Here is a 20,631-nt window from a genome sequence, read left to right on the forward strand (position 1 = left end):
CCCTACGCCTCGCTCTCGGCGAGGTCGCCGGCCCAGGCGGTGTGGAACGTGCCCTCGCGGTCGACGCGCTGGTAGGTGTGCGCGCCGAAGTTGTCGCGCAGGCCCTGGATGAGCGCCGCGGGCAGGCGCTCGCGGCGCAGGCCGTCGAAGTAGCTCAGCGACGACCCGAACGCCGGCACCGGGACGCCGCCGCGCGCCGCCGTCGCGATCACCTCGCGCCACGCGTCGACGCCCTCCTTGACGGCATCGGCGAAGAACTCGGTGGTGAGCAGCGTGGTGAGGTCGGGCTCGGCGGCGTAGGCCTCGGTGATGCGGCCGAGGAAGCGCGCCCGGATGATGCAGCCGTCGCGCCAGATCTTGGCGACCTGACCGAGGTCGACGTCCCAGCCGTTCTCCTCGGCGCCGACGGCGATCTGGTCGAAGCCCTGCGCGTAGGCGACGACCTTGGAGGCGTAGAGCGCGGCCTGCACCTGGTCGACGAACCCGTCAGGCGCCTCGACGCGCTGCTCCTCGGGCCTGGTCGAGAACACCTCGCGGGCGGCGGCGCGCTGGGCGGCGTGGCCCGAGAGGCTGCGGGCGAACGTGGCCTCGGCGATGCCGGTGATCGGCACGCCGAGGTCGAGCGCGCTCTGCACGGTCCAGCGGCCCGTGCCCTTCTGCTCGGCGGCGTCGAGCACGACGTCGACGAACGGCTTGCCCGTGCCGGCGTCGGTGTGGCGCAGCACGTCGGCGGTCATCTGGATGAGGAACGACTCGAGCTCGCCCTCGTTCCAGTCGGCGAAGACGTCGGCGATCGCCGCCGGCTCGAGCCCACCGATCGAGCGGAGCAGGTCGTAGGACTCGGCGATGAGCTGCATGTCGGCGTACTCGATGCCGTTGTGCACCATCTTCACGAAGTGCCCGGCCCCGCCGGTGCCGACGTGGGCGCAGCACGGCTCGCCGTCGACCTGCGCGGCGATCGACTCGAGGATCGGACCGAGCCGCTCGTAGGCCTCGTCGGTGCCGCCGACCATGATCGAGGGACCGTGCAGCGCGCCCTCCTCGCCACCGCTGACGCCGGTGCCGACGAAGTGGAGCCCGTGCTCCTTCAGGGCCTCCTCTCGACGGATCGTGTCGGCATAGTGGGCGTTGCCGCAGTCGACGACGATGTCGCCCTCCTCGAGCAGCGGCACGAGCTCGTCGACGACGGCGTCGGTGGGGTCGCCGGCCTTCACCATGACTAGCACGACGCGGGGGCGCTCGATCGAGGCGACGAAGTCCTCCAGCGACTCGCTCGGCACGAAGTCGCCCTCGTCGCCGTGCTCGGCGATCAGGGCCTCGGTGCGTGCGTGGGTGCGGTTGTGGACGGCGATGGTGTGCCCGTGGCGGGCGATGTTGCGGGCCAGGTTGCGGCCCATCACGGCGAGGCCGGTGAGGCCGATGGTGGCGCGGGCGTCAGTCACGCCCTCGACCCAACCACGCCTGTCCAAAGGGCGCGGTCAGATGGCGGAACCGGTGTGGGGCGTGCCGCGGCGCCGGCCCCCGCGCCGGCCGACGACGGCGGCGAGCGCGCCGACGACCGCGCCCAGCGCGGCACCGAGGACGAAGGCCGGCACGCCCAGCTCGAGCACGGCGAACCAGGCTGTGGGTGGATGGACGACGAGCCCGATCACCAGGCCGGCCAGCGCCCCGACGGCCCCGAGGACGACGCCGCACCGCATCGCCCACCGGACGACGACCGGTAGCCCGGCCGTGGTGCTCCAGGCGTGTCGCCACAGTGGGTCGGAGAACACCATGAGCTCAAGGTCGCACAGATGTTGAACGTGTTCAAGCGGCTCGGCTGGCTGATGATGGCGGGAGAGCCGGCTCGCGGCCGGACCGGCCCGGCGGTAGGTGAGCCACCGAACCGTGCCGGCTCGGGCCTCCCGACGGTGGGTCACGCACCGCCCGACCCGCCCGGACCGCCCGACCCGCCGGCCACCGAGGCCAGGGGTGGCGCCGCCGAGCTCGTCAGTCGCCTCGCGTCGTCGTCGGCGTGAACACCAGCGGGAACCGGAGCGCCCCGGTGTTGCCCGAGACCGGCAGCCACTCGCCCGGTCCGTCGGGGCGCAGGTCGGGCAGCCGGGCGGCGAGCAACGGCAGGGCCACGGCCATGTCGGTGCGGGCGACGAAGTGGCCGAGGCAGTGGTGGATGCCGGCGCCGAAGCCGAGGTGAGGCGGCCGCTGCTGGGTGATGTCGAAGGTCGGGTCGGGGGCCGATCGCGGGTCGGTCCCGGCGGCGTGCGAGAGCACCTGCACGACGCCGCCGCGCGGCACGTGGAGCCCGGCGAGGTCGACGTCCTCGATGGCCTCGCGGGTGACCCACGTGACGGTGGGGTTGACCCGCATCACCTCCTCGACGGCGTTGGCGCCGAGCTCGGGCCGCTCGCCGAGCAACCGCCACTGGTCGGGGTGGCGCAGCAGGGTCTGGATCGCGAGCCCGATCTGGTTGCGGGTCGTCTCCATGCCGGCGAAGACCAGGAAGACCAGGGCGACGCTCAGCTCACGGTCGCTGAGCTCGTCGGCGGCCACCAGGGTCGAGACGAGGTCGTCGCGCGGGGTTCGCCGGCGGTCGGCGACCACCTCGTCGAGGTAGCCGGCGAGGCCGGTGATCGCCGCCTCGATGCGGGGTACCTGGTTGCCGACGTCGATCGAGAACGATGCCCCGAGGTCGTCGGACCAGCGCGCGACCTGGTGCCAGTCGGCCTCGTCGAGACCGAGGAGGACGCAGATGATGCGGGCGCTGTAGGGCTCGGCGAACTCGCCGACCAGCTCGACCGACCCGCGCGGGGCGAAGGCGTCGACGAGCTCGTGGGCCAGGGCGGTGAACCGCGGCCGTTGGGCAGCGATCGCGCGGTTGCGGAAGGCCGGCACCATCAGCCGCCGGATGCGGGCGTGGTCGTCGCCCTCGAGGCTCAGCAGGGTCTCGCCCCACCAGTCGGAGAACAGCCCGGAGTGGATGCCGTTCTGCGCCGGCCACCGCGCGTTGCCCTGGCGGAAGCGCCGGTCGCGCAGGATCGCCGAGGCCTCCGCGTGGCGCAGGACCGCCCAACCCCAGGTGGTCTCGACGAACCACTGCTCCTCACGGGCGGCGTGCACCACCGGCGACGTCACGTCGAACGCGGGGTCGGCGAGGTCGAAGCGGGTCACCACGGCTGCTCCATGGCGACATCCTGCCGGGCGCCGGTCTAGAAGACGTTGAACGGACGGAACTGCACGGAGATGCGCGGACCGGCCGTGGCCACCTTGGGCACGGCGTGCTCCCAGGTGCGCTGGCAGGAGCCGCCCATGACGACGAGGTCGCCGTGACCCATCTCGACGACGACCGACTCGCCGCCCCCGCGCGGTCGCAGGTGCAGCTTGCGGGGGTCGCCGAGGGAGACGATGGCGACCATCGTGTCGTGCGTGGACCCGCGGCCGATGGTGTCGCCGTGCCAGGCCACCGAGTCGCGACCGTCGCGGTAGTAGCAGCAGCCGGCGGTGCGGAACGGCTCGCCGAGCTCGTCGGCGTAGTGGGCCGAGAGCGCGTCGCGCGCCTGCTCGAGCAGCGGGTGGGGGAGGGGCTCGCCGATCATGTAGGTGTGCAGCAGGCGCGGCACGTCGACCATCCGGTCGTACATCTGGCGGCGCTCGGCGCGCCACGGGACGTCGGCGACGAGCGTCTCGAACACGTCGTCGGGCGCCGGCAGCCAGCTGCGCAGGACGTCGAGCCAGGCGCCCTGGCCCAGGACCCGACGCTCGGTGCCGGCGAGGTCGCCCATGCCCGTCGGGGCCTGGAAGAGCGTCGACTGGAAGTCCATGACGTCGACGATACACCGAGATCGAACAGGTGTTCGACCCTATCGACGGGTGGCGTAGAGCGCGGCGCCGACGATGCCGGCCTTGTTGCGCAGCACGGCCGGGATGATCGGCGTCGTGATGTCGACCATCGGCAGGAACTTGTCGGCGTGCTTGCTCACGCCACCGCCCACGACGAACAGGTCGGGGGTGAGCAGGCCCTCGACGGTGCGGTAGTAGGTCGTCAACCGCTCCGCCCACTCCTCCCAGCTCAGGTCGTGCTTCTCGCGGGCGCTGTTGGCGGCGTGGCTCTCGGCGTTGCGACCGTCGATCTCGAGGTGGCCGAGCTCGGAGTTGGGCAGCAGGACGCCGTCGTGCAGCAGGGCCGAGCCGATGCCGGTGCCGAGCGTCGTCACGATGACCAGGCCCTTCTGGCCGCGGGCGGCGCCGAAGTGGGCCTCGGCCAGACCGGCGGCGTCGGCGTCGTTGACGGCGAACACGGGCCGGCCGGCGGCCTGGCTGAACAGGGCGGCGGCGTCGACCCCGACCCACGACGGGTCGATGTTGGCCGCCGTCGAGACCACGCCGTCGCGGACGACCCCCGGCACCGTGACGCCGACCGGCGTGCCGCCGTCGTCGGCGTCGAACGACGACGCCAGCTCGGCGAAGACCTCGGCGACGGCGTCGGGGGTGGATGGTTGCGGGGTCTCGATGCGGACCCGCTCGGCGGCGAAGTCGCCGCGGTCGAGGTCGACCGGGGCGGCCTTGATGCCGGACCCGCCGAAGTCGATGCCGATCGGGTGGGCGTCGTTGGACTGGCTCACGACGTCTATCTGAGCACGTCTGCACTCAGAGTGCCGAGAGGGCCTGCTTCATCTTCTGCACGGTCTCGTCGGCGAGCGCGTCGATGCGGCGGCGGGCGACCGGTGGTGCCAGGTACTTCCAGATGCCGTGGAAGACGAAGTCGGCCCGGTAGTGGATCTCGGTCGTGGCGTCGGACGTCGCGGTGAACGTGAGCGAGTCGGTGGCGGTGGAGCCCTTGTTGCGTCCGCGGAACTGCACCTTCGTCGGGGGCTGGAACGTGATGGTGTCGTAGGTCAGCGAGACACGGCGTCCCATGAACTCCGAGGTGTTGGCGTAGGTGGTGCCGAGCCCGCCGTCGCCGGAGGTGCGGGTGGTGGTGACGGTGCCCGGGTCCCACTCCTCGGTGGTGGTGAAGTCGCCGAGGTAGGCGAAGACCTGCTCGACCGGACGCGGGACGGTGAACGTGCGCTCGACGTGCATGGGGGCGACTGTAGGCGGCCCGGGGGACGGCCGGGGTCATCCCCGTGGCGCGCTGGGGGTGGCGCAGTACAGGCTGTCCCCATGACCTCCACCACCGCGGAGCCGGCCCGCCCCGACGTCGCCGCCCGCGTCGTCGGCCTGACGAAGACCTACGGCAAGGACGACGCGGTCGTGCATGCCCTGGCCGGGGTCACCCTCGACCTGCACGCGGGCGAGTTCACCGCGGTGATGGGGCCGAGCGGCTCGGGCAAGTCGACGCTCATGCACGTGTGCGCGGCGCTCGACCGGCCCGACGAGGGCGAGGTCTACATCGGCGACCGCGCGATCGGCGGGCTGAAGGACAAGGAGCTCACGCTGCTGCGGCGCGACGAGATCGGCTTCGTGTTCCAGTCGTTCAACCTGGTGCCCACGCTCACCGCGCAGGAGAACATCCTGCTGCCGCTGGCCATCGCCGGCCGCAAGCCCGACCAGGCCTGGTTCGACTCCGTCATCGCGACCGTCGGGCTCACCGACCGGCTCGGCCACAAGCCCAACGAGCTCTCCGGCGGCCAGCAGCAGCGGGTCGCCGTCGCCCGGGCGCTGGTGAGCCGACCCCGCATCGTCTTCGCCGACGAGCCGACCGGCAACCTCGACTCTCGCTCGGGGGCCGAGGTGCTCGACCTGCTGCGCGCCAGCGTCGACGACCACGGCCAGACCGTCGTCATGGTCACCCACGACCCCGTCGCGGCGGCCTACACCGACCGGGTGGTCTTCCTCGTCGACGGCCGGGTGGTCGAGGAGCGTCGCGACCCCGACCGCGACGCGATCCTCGAGATCATGGCCCGGCTCTCCGAGGTCGGCGGCGGGCAGCCGTGATCCGCGCTGCTCTCAAGAGCCTGCTCGGGCGCAAGGTGCGCCTGCTGCTGAGCACGTTCGCCATCGTGCTCGGCGTCGCGTTCGTCGTCGGCACCCTGGTCTTCTCCGACACGCTCAACCGCAGCTTCACGGCCCTGTTCGCCTCCACGGTCGGCGACGTCACCGTGCGGCCGGTCAACGCGACGACGTCGCTCGGGCCGTCGACCAAGACGGTGCCGGCCGCGCTCGTCGACGAGCTCGCCGCGCTCCCGGGAGCGGCCCGGGCCGACGGCAACGTCACCTCGTTCGGCGTCTACGTCGAGGACGCCGACGGCGAGGTCATCGGCGGCAACGGCCCGCCGGCGATCGGCGCCAACTACTCCGACGCACCCGCGGCGGGCGGGCCCGGCCTGCAGCTCGTCGACGGGCGGGCGCCGTCCGGGCCCGACGAGGTGCTGCTCGACGAGCGCACGGCCGAGAAGGCCGGCGTGCAGGTCGGCGACCCGGTCACCGTGCAGCTGCCCCTGGGCGCGCAGACCACGCTCGAGCCGACCGTCGTCGGGGTCCTCGGCTTCCCCGAGGGCGGCTCGCTCAACGGGGCGACCTTCGTCGCCTGGGACACCGCGACCGCGCAGGACCTGTTCCTCGACGGTCGCGACGAGTTCACCGACATCTGGGTGACCGCCGACGACGGGGTCTCCGAGGACGAGCTCGCCGAGCAGGCGCGCGGAGTGCTGCCCGACGGCACCGAGGCGGTCACCGGTGAGGTCGCCGCCGACGAGAGCGCCGACGACCTCCTCGAGGCCATCGGCTTCCTCACCACCTTCCTGCTGATCTTCGCCGGCATCGCCCTGGTGGTCGGCTCGTTCCTCATCGTCAACACGTTCTCGATGCTCGTCGCCCAGCGCAGTCGCGAGCTCGCGCTGCTGCGCGCCCTCGGCGCCTCGAAGCGTCAGGTCGTCCGGTCGGTGCAGCTCGAGGCGTTCGTGCTCGGCGTGCTCGGCGCGACGATCGGCACCGGGCTCGGCGTCCTGCTCGCGCTGGGCCTGCGCGCGGCGTTCGCCTCGTTCGGCCTCGACCTCTCGGGGCAGTCCCTGGTGTTCGAGCCGCGGACGTTCCTGGCCGCCTACGCCGTCGGCATCGTCGTCACGATGGCCGCGGCCTACCTGCCCGCGCGCCGCACCAGCCGGATCGCGCCGGTCCAGGCCATGCGCGACGACGTCGCGCTGCCCGAGTCCTCCCTGCGCCGACGGTTCCGGGCGGGCCTGGCGGTGGTCGTGCTCGGTGGGCTCGCCCTCGCCGTCGGCCTGACCGACGTCGTCGACCTCGGCAACGCCGGCTGGTGGACCGGTGCCGGCATCTTCGGCATCCTCATGGGCGTCACGATGATGAGCCCGGTGCTGGCGGCGCCGCTGCTGCGGCTGGCCCGCGCGACCTACGCCGCGGTGTTCGGCTCCATCGGCAACCTGGCCGGTCAGAACTCGCTGCGCAACCCCCGGCGCACCGCGGCCACCGCCTCGGCCCTGATGATCGGGCTGACGCTGGCCTGCACGATGGCCATCATCGGCTCCTCGGCCAAGGCGTCGGTCGACCAGACGATCGAGGAGAACTTCGTCGGCGACTACGTCGTGCGCGGCGTCGGCTTCGGCACGCTGTTCAACCCGGCCGTGGCCGACCAGGTGGCGGCGGTCGACGGCGTCGCCGACGTCGTCGGCCAGGGCTTCCAGCTGGTCGAGACACAGGACGGCGGCGACAAGGCGGTCGCCTCGCTCGACCCCGCGCAGGTCGACGCCCTGGCGCTGCGCTTCGTCGACGGCAGCGCCGCCGACCTCGACGACGGCACGGTCATCGTCTCCGAGGGCTTCGCCGACGACGAGGGGCTCGGCGTCGGCGACTCCTTCGACGTGCGGCCGCCGGCCGGTGAGCAGTCCTGGCGCGTCGTCGGCGTCTTCGAGGACAACCCGGTGGTCGGCTCGGTCGCCACGACGTTCGGCACCTTCGCGGCTGCCGACTACCAGCCCCTGCTGGCCAACGTCATCGTGTTCACCGATGAGGTCGACCCGGCGGTCGAGCAGCGCATCGAGGACGCGATCGACAACCCCACCATCACGGTCAACGACCAGCAGGAGTTCGCCGAGGAGCAGCGCGAGCCGATCGACCAGTTCGTCCTCATCATCTACGCCCTGCTCGGCCTGGCGCTGCTGATCGCCGTGCTCGGCATCGTCAACACGCTCGCCCTGTCGGTGATCGAGCGCACGCGCGAGGTCGGTCTGCTGCGGGCCATCGGCGTCACCCGGCCCCAGATGCGCCGGATGATCACCCTGGAGTCGATCGTCATCGCCGTCCTCGGAGCCGTGCTCGGGGTGCTCCTCGGCGTCGGCTTCGGCGTGGCGCTGATGTACGCCGTGCGCGACGAGGGGCTCGAGGTGATCCGGGTGCCGTTCGACCAGCTCGCGGTGTTCCTCGGCCTGGGCGTGGTCATCGGCGTCGTCGCCGCCGTCTTCCCGGCCCGACGTGCAGCCCGCCTCGACGTCCTGAAGGCGATCGCGACCGACTGACGCGCGGCACGAGCGGTGGCACCAGCAGCGCAATCGCGCGGAGAGTGCCACACCGGGGCCCGAGCAGTGGTCCTACGAGCGCGATCGCGCGGAGAGTGCCATACCGGGGCTCGAGCGGTGGTCCTACGAGCGCGATCGCGCGGAGAGTGCCACACCGGGGCTCGAGCGGTGGTCCTACGAGCGCGATCGCGCGGAGAGTGCCATATCGGGGCTCGAGCGGTGGTCCTACGAGCGCGATTGCGCGGAGAGTGCCAGGGAGACCGGCGCGCCGCGAGGCCGTCTGGGTGTGCGTCCGGGTGCGTCCGGAGCGAGGAACGAGCGGAGGGCGTGCGCCGGACGTGCGCCCAGACGGCCCCTTCAGGCGGCGCGACACGCGCGAAGCGAAGCGAGCGCCATCAAGCAGCCATCAAGCAGCCATCAGGCAGTACCCAGCTGGACCCACATCGTGAACCGGTCGGCGCGGTAGACGCTGCGCGAGACATTGATGATCTTGTCGCCGACCATGCCGCGGCGCGAGTGCCGCAGGACGACGGTGCCGGGCTGGATCTCGAGGAGGGCGGCCTCCTCGTCGCCGGCGACGTCGGCGGAGATGGAGTCCTCGGCCCAGGTGGGCCGGAGGCCGCGGACGTCGAGGGTCTCGTAGAGGCTGGCGGGCATGCCGGGCTGGAGGAACCCGGGCAGCAGCGCCTCGTTGAGGTAGTTGTCCTCGACGCAGACGACGGCGCCGTCGGCGCGTCGCAGGCGCCGCCAGTGGATGACGGGCTCGCCCTCGGTGAGGTCGAGCGCGCGTCCGACGCCGGGGCCGCACTGCTCGCGGCGGGCGAGCAGCGTGTGCGACTCGGCGAGGAGCCCGCGCCGGGCCATCTCCTCGGTGTAGCCGGTGATCGGGGTGGCGGTGCGTCGGGGTCGGGCCACGAACGTGCCGCGACCGGGGATCCGCTCGAGCAGTCCCTCGGTGACGAGCGCGTCGAGGGCCTGGCGCACGGTCATGCGGGCGACGCCGAAGCGGTGCACCAGCTCGCGCTCGGACGGCGCGGGCGAGCCGGGGGCGTTGCCGGCCACGAGACCACGTACGTACTCGCGCACGACGACGTGCTTGAGCACCGTCGAGCCGTTCACCAGTACGTCGTCCACGTGACCGAGGGTAGGCACGGTCGGCGGAACCGTCAGGGAAATCGGGGTTTACACCGGACTTGCCACGGCCTCGACAACCCTGCGATGCCGGCCGGGGTAGCGAGGTGTCATCAGCGCCGGTGCAGGAACCCCAGCGCCGCGGCGACCGCTCCGGTCTCCTCGCACACCCAGACAGGGTCGGGGCCGCCGAGGTCGGGCTGGATGTAGAGCGAGTGCACCGGGCCCGAGGCGCAGTCGAGGCACAGCGGCCAGCGGCCGGCGGTCTCGAACAGGGCGTCCTGCACGTCCTGGGCCACGAGTCCGGCGACGTAGTCGGCGCCGGCGGGCCACTGGTCGGCCCACCACTGGCGCGACTCGCACGCCTCGTCGAGTGCCGAGACGGCGGTGGCGGTGGCGAGCTGACGAGCCGTGAGGTCGGCCAGCACGCGCGCCCGGGCGTCGAGCAGCAGGTTGGCGTCCACCGCTCCATTAAACGCGGCGTTCAAGTCGGAGCCGCGGATGCCGACCAGCCTCCGCGCTGCGCGGGGCTCCGTCTCGTACCGTGAGGACGTGAGCCTGCTGCTGGAGGTCGCCGTCACCCGCGTCGACGACGTCGCGGGTGCGGTCGAGGGTGGCGCCGACCGCCTGTCCTTCGACGTCGACGGCCGCTCGCCCGACGTCCCGACCGCGGCCGCGGTGCTGCGTGCCAGCGACGTGCCGGTGCGGGTGCTGCTGCGCCTCGACGACTCCTACACGACCACGGGCGGCGAGCTCGCCCGGCTGGTCGGGCTGGGCGAGGAGTACCTCGGCCTCGGGGCGGAGGGGGTCTCGTTCGGCTTCCTCGACGCCGACCTGGAGATCGACGTCGACACCACGTCGGCACTGGCCCGGGCGCTGCCGGGCGTGCCGTGGACGTTCCACCGTGCGGTCGACGCGACGCTCGACCCGGTGCGCGCCTGGCGGCGACTCGTGCGGCTCCCGGAGCTCACGGCGGTCGCCTCGGGTGGCTCGCCGCAGGGCCTCGAGCAGGGCTACGACGACCTCCTCGCGCTGGCGGGCGCCGACCCCGACGTCGCGCGGCTGCTGCTGCCGGCCGGCGGTCTCACGGCGGAGCAGGTGCCGTGGCTGGCGCGCGCGGGGGTCACCCAGTTCCACCTCGGGCCCCAGGCCCGGCCGGGCGGCTCCGCCAAGGCCTTCGTCGACGCCGGTCTCGTGCGGTCGTGGCGGCTCCTGCTCGACCGGGCGGCCGAGCTGCCCGGGCGCCGGACGTCGTGATGCGCCCGTGATCGTCGTCGACCCTCCGGCCGTCGAGCGCTACGGCCGGCGCTGGTCGCACCTGGCCAGCGACACCTCCTACGACGAGCTGCACGCGTTCGCGCGCGACGTCGGCATCCCCGAGCGGGCCTTCGACCGCGACCACTACGACGTGCCGTCGGAGTGGTACGACGAGGTGGTCGCCGCGGGCGCCGTCGAGGTCACCTCGCGCGAGCTGGTCCGGCGCCTCGTCGCGGCCGGGCTGCGCCGGCGCAAGTCGGGGACGACCTGACCGACTGGCTCTACCGGGGCTACCCCAGCTCGGCGGCCACGTTGGCCCGGGCGGCCGCCTCCCACTGCTCGACGGCGTAGGGCGTGTGGAACAGGCGCGGCTTGGCGAGCAGGTCGTCGAGCACGGCCCGGCGTCCGGCCGCGAACGTGGCGTCGTCGAGGTGGTCGTACTCGGCCCGCACCGCGGCGACGTAGGCGGCGTAGCGCTCTGCCGGCGCCGCGAGGATGCCGAGGTCGGCGTCGGAGAGCACGCAGCCGTTGGCGTCGTCGTCGGCCGGTCGGTGGGTCTCGGTGAGCCGCACGAGGCGGGCGACCTCGGCGACGACGTCGTCGCCGACGAGGGCGGGCAGGGCCTCCTCGGCCCAGGCGGCCGAGCGCTCCTCGGCGTCGCGCTCGCCGTCGTAGACCGCGTCGTGGAACCAGGCCGCGAGCAGCACCGGCAGCCGGTCGAAGGCGACCCCGGCGTCGGCGAGCTCGTCGACGCGGCCGACGACCTCGGCGAGGTGCACCGAGTCGTGGTAGCCGCGGCTCGGGTCGGCGTAGGCGGCGAGCAGCTCGTCGCGCACGGCGGCACCGTCGGTCAGGGGCCAGGCTGGTCGGGCAGGTGGAGGCATCGCCCCATTCAAACCCAGGACCGTGCTCAGACGTGCGTCGAGGGCAGCTTCATGCCGGCGACGGCGGGCGTGCGCGCCGTCCAGACGGCCCGCGGGCCGGCGACCGGCAGGACGACGTCGCCGACGTCGTGTCGCACGGCGTTGAGCACGTCGACGTCGGCGACGGCGGCGCGGGTGACGTGCAGCGTGTCGGGGCCGGTGGTCGCGACGACCGTGAGTCCCTCGCTGCGGGTGAGGCCGGTGCCGAGCACGAACCGGCCGCTGCGGTCGGTGCGGACGCGCTCGAGCTCGACGCCGTCGTCGTCGACGAGCGCGACGACGGCGGCGTACTGACGGCGGCCGCGACGCCCCTGCACCACGCGGCCGGTGACGGCGGCGCCGACCGGCACGACGGCGTCGACCGTGCCGTGCTCGCCGGCGGCGAGCTCGAGGTCGAGGGTGGTGCCGAGGTGCCCGACCGAGGGCGGGACGACGACGCGCAGGCGCCCGGGGCGCAGCGAGCGGAGGTCGGCGAGGCCGTCGCGCACCGGCGCGGTGACCCGGCGTCCGGCGGTGTCGGTGATCTCGACCGCGGTGGCGGCGACCGGACGACGGTCGGCGCCGCCGACGCGCACCAGCAGGCGGGCGGTGGCGGTGGTCGTGGGCAGGTCGACGTCGTGCTGGCCGGGGGTGGAGATGATGATGCGAGCGGTCTCGGAGCAGCGCTCGCGGCGGGCGTCACGGGCGGTCGCCGTCCAGGCGCCGGCGCGGAGGCCGGCGACGGTGGCGACGCCGTGTCCGTCGGCGCGGACGTCGAGCCGCTCGCCGTCGGCGTGCACGAGCGCGACGTGCGCCCACGGCGTCGAGGTGGCCCGGACGACGGCGCCCCGGGTGAGCCCGAGGGCGACGTCGGTGGTGCCGCGGCCGACGGTGACGTCGACGCAGGTGCCGGCGTGGCGGCGCGGGTCGTGGAGCGGGCGGTCGTCGGTGACCGTGAGGCGCAGGTCGCCCTGGGGGAGGGCGAGGGTGCTGTGGAGCTCGTGCAGGCGACGCTCGGCGACGAGGCGTCCGGAGGCGTCGGTGACGCGCAGGCGGAACACGGAGGGCGTGGGGGAGTCGAGCGTCAGGGCCGCCGTGCCGGCTCCCGTCACCTGGGTCGAGTACATGGCACGAACCTAGGAATCGGGGCTCAAGGAATCATCGGTCGACAGGTCAAGTTCACCTCAAGCGAGGGACCAGACCCTTGAGGTCGACCGGTCATCCGGCCCGACCCTCTCGGGGCTCGCGGGCGGGTGGCGTCATCGCCCAGCGGATCGTGCCCGTCGCCGCGCCGCCGAGGGCCCGGACGACGGTGCGCTCGGCGACCGGCAGCCACGGCAGCCGCAGGGGCCAGCGGGTCCAGGCAGGCATCAGCCCGACGGCCGCGGCGACCAGCACGCCGTACGGCGCCCGGGCGGCCAGCGGGAGCGGTGGCTTGAGGAGCAGGTAGCGCACGGCCTCGCGCGCCTCGGGGGTGCCGCGCAGCTCGGGCCGGAACTCGGCGAGGGCCTCGGCCAGCTCGGCCTCGGTCTGCGGCACCCGGGTGGCCCCGAGCCGCTCGGCCACCACGGCCGCCTGGGCCACGTAGGTGTCGCGCCCGGCCTGGTCGAGGGGCTCGCGCCCGTAGACGGTGTGGGCGCGCAGGAAGCTGTCGACCTCGGCCACGTGCACCCAGCGCAGCAGGTGCGGGTCGGAGGCCGCGTAGGCCGACCCGTCGGGCATGGTGCCGGTGACCCGTCGATGGATCGCACGCACGATGTCGACCGAGCGCTGGGCGTCGTCGGCCGTGGCGAAGGTGGTGCTGGCCAGGAACTCGCTGGTGCGGTGCAGCCGCCCCCACATGTCACCGCGGAACCCGGAGTGCTCGTGCACGGCGAGCATCGCCGCCGGGTGCAGGGTCTGCAGCAGCAGGGCCCGGATGCCGCCGACGAACATCGAGGCGTCGCCGTGGACGACGGTGATCGGGCTCCCGGGCTCGAACCACCGCGGCCCCTCGGTGCCGTGGATGCGATCGCGCTTGGCCGGGCCGTCGGGCCCGGCGACCCGGGCGAACAGGGCCTGGCCGAGCCGGTCGCGTGCGGTGCTGATCACCCGTTCCACGGTACGGGCGCGCGACCGGGACGGGCTCGACCACCGGGGTGGTGGTCGAGCCCGTGACGAGTCAGCCCGCGGGGCTCAGGCGTCGTAGGAGCGCAACCAGATGGTCTGGTCGGACCCGGCGACGACGGCGGCGGCCTCGGACGAGACCGACTCGGCGACGTCGGTGACCACGTAGCCCTGCTCGCCGCGGGTGGCGAGGTACTGAGCCGTCACGTTGACGCCCTGCTCGGCCAGGCGAGCGTTGAGGTCGGCGAGCACACCGGGCACGTTGACGTGCAGGTAGCCCAGCCGCGAGCCGGAGGTGAGCTGCGGGGCGAGGACGGCGGGCAGGTTGACCGACAGCTCGGTGCGGCCCTCGAGCACGAACCCGGCGAGCTTGCCGGCGACGAACCAGCCGATCTCCTCCTGCGCCTCCTGCGTCGACCCGCCGACGTGCGGGGTGAGGATGACGTTGTCGAGCCCGCGCAGGGGCGAGGTGAACTCGTCGCCCTGGGCCTTCGGCTCGATCGGGAACACGTCGAGCGCGGCGCCGGCGATGTGGCCGGACAGGATCTGCTCGCGCAGCGCGTCGGTGTCGACCACCATGCCGCGGGCGGCGTTGATGAACATGGAGCGCGGCTTCATCGCCGCGAACTCCTCGGCGCCGAAGAAGCCGGCGTTGCCGGGACGGCCGTCGACGTGCAGCGTGACGACGTCGGCCTCGGCGAGCAGCGCGTGCAGCGACGGCATGCGACGGGCGTTGCCGTGGGCGAGCCGGTCGGCGGTGTCGAAGAAGATCACCCGCAGGCCCAGGGACTCGGCGACGTTCGACAGCTGGGTGCCGATGTTGCCGTAGCCGACGATGCCGAGGGTGCGGCCACGGATCTCGTGGCTGCCCTTGGCCGACTTGTCCCACACGCCGGCGTGCATCTTCTCGGTCTTCTCGGTGAGCCGCCGCGCGAGCGCGATGATCTCGCCGATGACCAGCTCGACGACGCTGCGGGTGTTGGAGTAGGGCGCGTTGAAGACCGCGATGCCCTTCTCCGCGGCGGCGGCCAGGTCGACCTGGTTGGTGCCGATGCAGAAGCAGCCGATGGCCGACAGGTCGGGGGCGTTGGCGAGGACCTTCTCGGTGATCGTGGTGTTGGACCGGATGCCGAGCAGCGTCACCCCGGGCAGAGCCTGGAGCAGCTCGTCCTCGGACAGCGACGACGTGCGCAGCTCGACCTCGAAGCCGCGACGCTCCAGCGTCTCGACGGCGACCGGGTGGATGTTCTCGAGCAGCAGTGCCTTCACGGTTCAAGGGTAGTGACCCCGGCTGCGTGGGTAGAGGTGGCTCCCATGGGATGGAAAGCAGTGATCGCCGTGGTGCACGGCGTGACGATCGACGACCTGTCCGCCCTGAGGTGGACGCCGACCCCCGGGCGGCACGCCTGGGACGAGTCGACCGAGGGTCTCGAGGGAGGGGTCGACGCCTGGCAGCGCGACGACGTCCTCGTGCTCGCGGGTGGTGTCGACATCGTCGACCGCATCGACGACCTCGGGGCGCTCGGCCCGACCTACGCCGGGCTGTTCATGTCGACGACCGACAGCTACGCGTGGGAGGTGGCGGCGCCGTCCGGACGCCGCAGCTGGCAGTGGTCCGAGGGCACCGAGTCGACCAGCGAGGGCACCCCGCACCCGGCGGAGGCCGGCATCGAGCGGCTCGACGAGGACACGCTGTTCGAGCTGCTCGGGGCCGCCGGGTTCGTCTACGACGAGCGTCTCGAGAGCGCCGGGCTCGTCGTCCTCGACCTCGGTCAGGACGCCGCCGACGAGGCTGCACCGGCGCCGGCCCGCAGGCGCAGGCGCTTCGGGCTCTTCTGACCCGTCCGGGCCGTGGGAGCGGCCCGCCCGGGGGCGAGGCGGCCGCTCGTCAGTCGCCCTTGACGTTGACGATCTGGCGGAGCACGTGGCGGACCTCGACCAGGTCGGCGGCATCGGCCATCACCTGGTCGATGTCCTTGTAGGCCCCGGGGATCTCGTCGACGAAGGCGTCGGTGTCGCGGTACTCGATGCCGGCCATCGCCTCGCGCAGCTGCTCGCGCGAGAACGTCTTGCGGGCCGCCGTTCGTGAGTACTCCCGACCGGCGCCGTGCGGCGCCGAGTCGAGCGCGACGCGGTTGCCCTTGCCGACCACGACGTACGACGCGGTGCCCATCGAGCCCGGGATCACGCCGGGCACGCCCGCGCCGGCATGGATCGCGCCCTTGCGCGAGAGCCACACCCGCCGGCCGAAGTGGGTCTCCTGCTCGGTGTAGTTGTGGTGGCAGTTGATCTCCTCGACCCGCTGCACGTCGTCGGGCGTCGACAGCCCGAGCCAGTCGGCGAAGCAGGCGACGACCCGGTCCATCATCTCCTCGCGGTTGAGCAGGGCGTAGTGCTGCGCCCACCGCATCTGGCGGATGTAGGCCCAGAACTCCGGCGTGCCCTCGACGAGGTAGGCGAGGTCGCGGTGCGGCAGCGCGATCCACCACTGCTCGCACAGGTCGCGGGCGACCTTGACGTGGTGCTGGGCGATCCGGTTGCCGACGCCGCGCGAGCCCGAGTGCAGGAACAGCCAGACCCGACCCTCCTCGTCCACCGTCACCTCGATGAAGTGGTTGCCCGAGCCGAGGGTACCGAGCTGCAGCTCCCAGCGAGCGGCGTACGACGTGGGGTCGAACCCGGCCCGCTCGGCCTCGGCACGCAGCACCTCCAGGCGATGCTCGGTGTGGCTGCGCGTGACGGCCTGGTTGGCCGCGCCGGCCGACAGCGGGACGGCGCGCTCGATCGACTCGCGCAGCGCCCGGCGGTCGGCCGGCAGGTCGGCGACGTCGTGCTCGGTGCGGACGGCGATCATGCCGCACCCGATGTCGACGCCGACCGCGGCCGGCATGATCGCGCCGAGCGTGGGGATCACCGACCCGACCGTGGCGCCCAGGCCCAGGTGGGCGTCGGGCATCAGGGCGACGTGCGGGTGGATGAACGGCATCGTCGCCGTGGTGATCGCCTGCTGGCGGGTCTTCTCCTCGAGGATCGACGCCCAGCTGATGAGCGTCTCCGTGATCTGCTCCATGGTCCTTCCGATGATCGTGCCCGCGCCGTTTGCGCGGGCGTCGACCACCGTAGGAAGGCAGAAACCGGTTGTGGAACGGATATTCCGTCAGCTCGCGGCGTAGCCGCCGTCGACGAGGTGGTAGCTGCCGGTGACGAAGGTGGCGGCGTCGGAGACGAGGAACGCGACGAGCGCGGCGACCTCCTCAGAGGTGCCGAGGCGGCCGGCGGGGTGCTGGGCGGCGAGGGCGGCCTGGGCGTCGGTGTCGAGGTTGGCCTCGAGCAGCGGCGTGGAGATGAAGCCCGGGCCGACGGCGGTGACGCGCACGCGCTGGTCGCCGTACTCGAGCGCGGCGTTCTTGGTGAGGCCGACGAGGGCGTGCTTGGTGCTGACGTAGGCCGACGAGCCGGCGAGGCCGACCGAGCCGAGCACGGAGCCCATGTTGACGATCGCGCCGCCGCCGTGGCCGGCGATGACCGGTGCCTGGGCGCGCAGGTTGTAGAACACGCCGTTGAGGTTGACGTCGACGACCTTGCGCCACGCGTCGAGGGGGTACTCGCCGACGGGCACGGAAGGGCCGCCGATGCCGGCGTTGTTGACCGCGATGCGCAGCGGGGCGAGCTCGTCGGCGGCCTCGACGGCGCGCGTGGCGGTCTCGGCGTCGGCGGCGTCGCCGACGAAGGCCTTCGCCACGCCGCCCGCGGCGACGATCTCGGCGGTGACGGCGTCCGCGGCCGCGGCGTCGAGGTCGGTGACCAGCACCGCGGCGCCGTTGGCGGCCAGCAGGTGCGCGACCGCACGCCCGATGCCGGAACCGGCACCCGTCACGATCGCCGATCGGTCCTGCACGTCGTAGGTGGCCATCTGTCTCTCCTTCGATCCCAATTCTCCGACGTTTGTCGGACTTCTGGGAAACCGACAGCTGTCGGACTTTGTTCCTGTTGGATGGTCGGATGGACGTGAGGCAGCAGCGCTCCCAGGCCCGCCTGTTCCAGGCCGCGCTCCGACTGGCCGAGTCCGCACCCGCCCATGCGCTCACCGTGACGGAGGTCGCCCGCGAGGCCGGCGTCCACCGCTCGACGTTCTACGAGCTGGCCTCCGCGCCGTCCGAGCTCGTCGAGCAGGCGCTGCTCGGCGAGCTCGACGCGCTGCGCGACGGCCTGCTCGCCGACGACGAGACCGACCTCGACCAGGCGGTCACCGACGTCGTCCGCGGCGTCCTCGAGCACGTGCGCCGCCACGCCCCGATCTACCGCCGCGGGCTCGCCGACGACAGCGGCGCCGCCAGCCTGCACCCGATGCTCGCGGGCCACTTCCGGGAGACCAGCCGCCTGCTCAGCCGCCGCGCCCGGCTGCGCATCGGCATCGACGTCGAGGGCGCCGACCCGGGCCACGTCGAGGACGCCGCCATCCGGTTCATCGCCCTCGGCACCGTCGGCGCGCTCGAGGCGTGGCTGGCCACCGACGACCTCGACGTCGACGGCTTCCTGGCCGTCTACCTGCGACTGCTGCCGGCCTGGTGGCCGGCCGGGCTCACCGCCGGCTGAGCACTCCACTCATCACCGGTCGGCGATGAGTCGCGCCGTCGGACCGGGTCGTCATCTGCATGAGCCGGACCGCGACCGACACCGTCCTCATCCGCGACCTCGTGCACCGATGGGCGAGCGCCGTGCACACCGGCGACCTCGCCGCCGTGCTCGCCGACCACGCCGACGACATCGTGATGTACGACGTCCCACCGCCGCACGAGGGCGTCCGGGGCCTCGACGCCTACGCCGCCACGTGGCCGCCGTTCTTCGCCTGGCAGGCCTCGGGCGCCGTCTTCGAGGTCGCCGAGCTCGACGTCACGGCCGGCGCCGACGTCGCCTTCGCCCGCGCCCTGCTGCGCTGCGGCAAGGAGCCCGAGCCGTCGGCCACCGAGCCGCGCCTGCGGCTCACGCTCGGCCTCGTGCGCCGTGGGGGCCGGTGGGTCGTCGTCCACGAGCACCACTCGTTCGCCGACACCTCGGAGCCGGCCGACGGCTGACGGCCGAGTCGACGCAGCCCAGGCGCTAGGCCGGCAGGTCCTCGGCGTCGACGATCCGGTAGGCGTAGCCCTGCTCGGCCAGGAACCGCTGCCGGTTCTGGGCGAAGTCGGCGTCGACGGTGTCGCGCGAGACGATCGTGTAGAAGTGCGCCGATCGGCCGTCGTCCTTCGGGCGCAGCAGGCGGCCGAGGCGCTGGGCCTCCTCCTGGCGGGAGCCGAACGAGCCGGAGACCTGGATGGCGACCTCGGCCGAGGGCAGGTCGATGGAGAAGTTGGCGACCTTCGAGACGACGAGCAGGCCGATCTCGCCGGAGCGGAAGGCGTCGAAGAGCCGCTGCCGCTCCTTGACCGGGGTCTCGCCCTTGATGACCGGGGCGTCGAGCTTCTCGGCGAGCTCGTCGAGCTGCTCGAGGTACTGCCCGATCACCAGCGTGGGCTGACCGGCGTGCGAGGCGACGAGGTCGCGCACCACCCGGACCTTCTCGGGCGTGCAGGCCGCGAGGCGGTAGCGCTCCTCGGGCTCGGCCACGGCATAGGTGAGCCGCTCGGGCGTCGGCAGCGTGACGCGCACCTCGACGCAGTCGGCCGGGGCGATGTAGCCCTGCGACTCGATGTCCTTCCACGGCGCGTCGTAGCGCTTGGGCCCGATGAGCGAGAAGACGTCGCCCTCGCGCCCGTCCTCGCGCACCAGGGTCGCCGTCAGGCCGATGCGACGGCGGGCCTGCAGGTTGGCCGTCATCCGGAAGATCGGCGCCGGCAGCAGGTGCACCTCGTCGTAGACGATGAGGCCCCAGTCGCGGGCGTCGAGGAGCTCGAGGTGGCGGTAGGCGCCGCCGCGCTTGGTCGTCATCACCTGGTAGGTCGCGATGGTGACGGGGCGGACCTCCTTGACCGAGCCGGAGTACTCGCCGATCTCGTCCTCGGTCAGCGACGTGCGGCGCACCAGCTCGTCCTTCCACTGCCGTGCGCTCACCGTGTTGGTGACCAGGATCAGCGTCGTGGCCTGCGCATGCGCCATCGCGGCCGCGCCGACGATCGTCTTGCCCGCGCCGCACGGCAGGACGACGACGCCCGACCCACCGTGCCAGAACGACTCGGCCGCCTCGTTCTGGTAGGCCCGCAGCTGCCAGCCGGACTCGTCGAGCGCGATCGGGTGGGCCTCGCCGTCGACGTAGCCGGCGAAGTCCTCGGCCGGCCAGCCGAGCTTGAGCAGCGCCTGCTTGAGGTTGCCGCGCTCGGAGGCGTGGACGGCGACCGTGTCGTCGTCGATGCGCTGGCCGATCATGCCGGCGACCTTCTTGGCGCGCAGCACCTCCTCGAGCACCGGCCGGTCGTTGCTGGCCAGCACCAGCCCGTGCACGGGGTGCTTGTCGAGCCGGAGCCGGCCGTAGCGCGCCATCGTCTCGGCGACATCGACCAGGAGCGCGTGCGGGACGGCGTAGCGGCTGTAGGTGAGCAGGGTGTCGACGACCTGCTCGGCGTCGTGCCCGGCCGCGCGGGCGTTCCACAGCCCGAGCGGCGTCAGGCGGTAGGTGTGCACGTGCTCGGGCGAGCGCTCGAGCTCGGCGAACGGCGCGATCGCCTTGCGGCACTCGGCAGCCTGCTCGTGGTCGATCTCGAGCAGCAGGGTCTTGTCGGACTGGACGATCAGGGGGCCATCGGGCACCAGCCGAGTTTACGGACCGAGGA

22 protein-coding genes are annotated in these 20,631 nt (G+C 73.0%); 7 read left to right on the plus strand and 15 right to left on the minus strand.

The window, feature by feature from the left end; genetic code table 11:
* Nucleotides 1–2 precede the first annotated feature (2 nt).
* From gndA to ABFT23_RS13075, 6 genes are all read right to left on the minus strand, one after another.
* Entirely contained in the window at nt 3–1,442 is a 1,440-nt protein-coding gene (gene gndA, locus ABFT23_RS13050; RefSeq protein WP_347895813.1) for an NADP-dependent phosphogluconate dehydrogenase, read from the minus strand.
* A gap of 36 nt (nt 1,443–1,478) precedes the next feature.
* Complete coding sequence (locus tag ABFT23_RS13055) at nt 1,479–1,775, minus strand: hypothetical protein (RefSeq protein ID WP_347895815.1); 297 nt, start codon at nt 1,773–1,775, stop codon at nt 1,479–1,481.
* Between the two features lie 214 nt (nt 1,776–1,989).
* Nucleotides 1,990–3,168, minus strand: a complete 1,179-nt coding sequence (locus tag ABFT23_RS13060) for a cytochrome P450 (RefSeq protein ID WP_347895817.1) — start codon at nt 3,166–3,168, stop codon at nt 1,990–1,992.
* 38 nt (nt 3,169–3,206) lie between these two features.
* Nucleotides 3,207–3,818 carry an alpha-ketoglutarate-dependent dioxygenase AlkB gene (locus tag ABFT23_RS13065; protein ID WP_347895819.1) on the minus strand — a complete coding sequence of 204 codons (612 nt, stop codon included), beginning with the start codon at nt 3,816–3,818 and terminating at the stop codon, nt 3,207–3,209.
* Nucleotides 3,819–3,857: 39 nt separating this feature from the next.
* Nucleotides 3,858–4,619: a polyphosphate--glucose phosphotransferase gene (gene ppgK / locus ABFT23_RS13070; RefSeq protein ID WP_347895821.1), complete on the minus strand. Its 762-nt coding sequence runs from the start codon at nt 4,617–4,619 to the stop codon at nt 3,858–3,860.
* 25 nt (nt 4,620–4,644) lie between these two features.
* Entirely contained in the window at nt 4,645–5,079 is a 435-nt protein-coding gene (locus tag ABFT23_RS13075; protein ID WP_347895823.1) for an SRPBCC family protein, read from the minus strand.
* A gap of 81 nt (nt 5,080–5,160) precedes the next feature.
* Between ABFT23_RS13075 and ABFT23_RS13080 the strand changes: the two genes are divergently transcribed.
* Complete coding sequence (locus tag ABFT23_RS13080) at nt 5,161–5,934, plus strand: ABC transporter ATP-binding protein (RefSeq protein WP_347895825.1); 774 nt, start codon at nt 5,161–5,163, stop codon at nt 5,932–5,934.
* Nucleotides 5,931–8,471: an ABC transporter permease gene (locus tag ABFT23_RS13085; RefSeq protein ID WP_347895826.1), complete on the plus strand. Its 2,541-nt coding sequence runs from the start codon at nt 5,931–5,933 to the stop codon at nt 8,469–8,471. Before ABFT23_RS13080 ends, ABFT23_RS13085 begins: the two co-directional genes overlap by 4 nt.
* 417 nt (nt 8,472–8,888) lie before the next feature.
* Here the strand turns inward: ABFT23_RS13085 and ABFT23_RS13090 are convergent, their stop codons facing one another.
* Nucleotides 8,889–9,605, minus strand: a complete 717-nt coding sequence (locus ABFT23_RS13090; protein ID WP_347895828.1) for a GntR family transcriptional regulator — start codon at nt 9,603–9,605, stop codon at nt 8,889–8,891.
* A gap of 110 nt (nt 9,606–9,715) precedes the next feature.
* Nucleotides 9,716–10,066 (minus strand): hypothetical protein, encoded by a 351-nt coding sequence (locus ABFT23_RS13095; protein WP_347895830.1) that lies wholly within the window; start codon nt 10,064–10,066, stop codon nt 9,716–9,718.
* Nucleotides 10,067–10,154: 88 nt separating this feature from the next.
* On the opposite strand from ABFT23_RS13095, the gene ABFT23_RS13100 reads away from it, so the two are divergent.
* Nucleotides 10,155–10,859 (plus strand): copper homeostasis protein CutC, encoded by a 705-nt coding sequence (locus ABFT23_RS13100; RefSeq protein WP_347895832.1) that lies wholly within the window; start codon nt 10,155–10,157, stop codon nt 10,857–10,859.
* Nucleotides 10,860–10,866: 7 nt separating this feature from the next.
* Nucleotides 10,867–11,130: a DUF4031 domain-containing protein gene (locus ABFT23_RS13105; protein ID WP_347895834.1), complete on the plus strand. Its 264-nt coding sequence runs from the start codon at nt 10,867–10,869 to the stop codon at nt 11,128–11,130.
* Between the two features lie 19 nt (nt 11,131–11,149).
* Here ABFT23_RS13105 and ABFT23_RS13110 read toward each other — a convergent pair whose 3' ends face one another.
* From ABFT23_RS13110 to serA, 4 genes are all read right to left on the minus strand, one after another.
* Nucleotides 11,150–11,743, minus strand: coding sequence for an HD domain-containing protein (locus ABFT23_RS13110; RefSeq protein WP_347895836.1), 594 nt, complete (start codon nt 11,741–11,743; stop codon nt 11,150–11,152).
* 26 nt (nt 11,744–11,769) lie between these two features.
* Nucleotides 11,770–12,888, minus strand: a complete 1,119-nt coding sequence (locus tag ABFT23_RS13115; RefSeq protein ID WP_347895838.1) for a hypothetical protein — start codon at nt 12,886–12,888, stop codon at nt 11,770–11,772.
* A 91-nt stretch (nt 12,889–12,979) separates the two neighbouring features.
* Complete coding sequence (locus tag ABFT23_RS13120; protein ID WP_347895840.1) at nt 12,980–13,852, minus strand: oxygenase MpaB family protein; 873 nt, start codon at nt 13,850–13,852, stop codon at nt 12,980–12,982.
* Between the two features lie 84 nt (nt 13,853–13,936).
* The gene (gene serA / locus ABFT23_RS13125; RefSeq protein WP_347895842.1) at nt 13,937–15,136 is read right to left on the minus strand and encodes a phosphoglycerate dehydrogenase; all 1,200 of its coding nucleotides are present in this window, start codon (nt 15,134–15,136) and stop codon (nt 13,937–13,939) included.
* A gap of 45 nt (nt 15,137–15,181) precedes the next feature.
* Here serA and ABFT23_RS13130 point away from each other — a divergent pair, with 45 nt between their 5' ends.
* Nucleotides 15,182–15,706, plus strand: a complete 525-nt coding sequence (locus ABFT23_RS13130; RefSeq protein WP_347895844.1) for a hypothetical protein — start codon at nt 15,182–15,184, stop codon at nt 15,704–15,706.
* A gap of 49 nt (nt 15,707–15,755) precedes the next feature.
* Here ABFT23_RS13130 and ABFT23_RS13135 read toward each other — a convergent pair whose 3' ends face one another.
* Both ABFT23_RS13135 and ABFT23_RS13140 read right to left on the minus strand, forming a co-directional pair.
* Nucleotides 15,756–16,937, minus strand: a complete 1,182-nt coding sequence (locus tag ABFT23_RS13135) for an RtcB family protein (RefSeq protein WP_347895846.1) — start codon at nt 16,935–16,937, stop codon at nt 15,756–15,758.
* Nucleotides 16,938–17,024: 87 nt separating this feature from the next.
* A complete protein-coding gene (locus tag ABFT23_RS13140; protein WP_347895848.1) occupies nt 17,025–17,780 on the minus strand; it encodes an SDR family NAD(P)-dependent oxidoreductase in 756 nt (251 codons plus the stop codon).
* Between the two features lie 89 nt (nt 17,781–17,869).
* Between ABFT23_RS13140 and ABFT23_RS13145 the strand changes: the two genes are divergently transcribed.
* Nucleotides 17,870–18,463 (plus strand): TetR/AcrR family transcriptional regulator, encoded by a 594-nt coding sequence (locus ABFT23_RS13145; RefSeq protein WP_347895850.1) that lies wholly within the window; start codon nt 17,870–17,872, stop codon nt 18,461–18,463.
* A 59-nt stretch (nt 18,464–18,522) separates the two neighbouring features.
* Entirely contained in the window at nt 18,523–18,942 is a 420-nt protein-coding gene (locus ABFT23_RS13150) for a nuclear transport factor 2 family protein (protein ID WP_347895851.1), read from the plus strand.
* A 25-nt stretch (nt 18,943–18,967) separates the two neighbouring features.
* Here ABFT23_RS13150 and ABFT23_RS13155 read toward each other — a convergent pair whose 3' ends face one another.
* Entirely contained in the window at nt 18,968–20,608 is a 1,641-nt protein-coding gene (locus ABFT23_RS13155) for a DNA repair helicase XPB (protein WP_347895853.1), read from the minus strand.
* Nucleotides 20,609–20,631 lie beyond the last annotated feature (23 nt).

The organism is Nocardioides secundeburneus (genome assembly GCF_039939255.1).
GTDB lineage: Bacteria > Actinomycetota > Actinomycetes > Propionibacteriales > Nocardioidaceae > Nocardioides.

Coding starts and splice junctions, on each gene's coding strand:
- ABFT23_RS13110 (WP_347895836.1), bottom strand. CDS start 11,743: ATGCCTCCACCTGCCCGACCAGCCTGGCCCCTGACCGACGGTGCCGCC.
- ABFT23_RS13055 (WP_347895815.1), bottom strand. CDS start 1,775: ATGGTGTTCTCCGACCCACTGTGGCGACACGCCTGGAGCACCACGGCC.
- ABFT23_RS13150 (WP_347895851.1), top strand. CDS start 18,523: ATGAGCCGGACCGCGACCGACACCGTCCTCATCCGCGACCTCGTGCAC.
- ABFT23_RS13115 (WP_347895838.1), bottom strand. CDS start 12,888: ATGTACTCGACCCAGGTGACGGGAGCCGGCACGGCGGCCCTGACGCTC.
- ABFT23_RS13145 (WP_347895850.1), top strand. CDS start 17,870: ATGGACGTGAGGCAGCAGCGCTCCCAGGCCCGCCTGTTCCAGGCCGCG.
- ABFT23_RS13065 (WP_347895819.1), bottom strand. CDS start 3,818: ATGGACTTCCAGTCGACGCTCTTCCAGGCCCCGACGGGCATGGGCGAC.
- ABFT23_RS13080 (WP_347895825.1), top strand. CDS start 5,161: ATGACCTCCACCACCGCGGAGCCGGCCCGCCCCGACGTCGCCGCCCGC.
- ABFT23_RS13130 (WP_347895844.1), top strand. CDS start 15,182: ATGGGATGGAAAGCAGTGATCGCCGTGGTGCACGGCGTGACGATCGAC.
- ABFT23_RS13075 (WP_347895823.1), bottom strand. CDS start 5,079: ATGCACGTCGAGCGCACGTTCACCGTCCCGCGTCCGGTCGAGCAGGTC.
- ABFT23_RS13140 (WP_347895848.1), bottom strand. CDS start 17,780: ATGGCCACCTACGACGTGCAGGACCGATCGGCGATCGTGACGGGTGCC.
- ABFT23_RS13135 (WP_347895846.1), bottom strand. CDS start 16,937: ATGGAGCAGATCACGGAGACGCTCATCAGCTGGGCGTCGATCCTCGAG.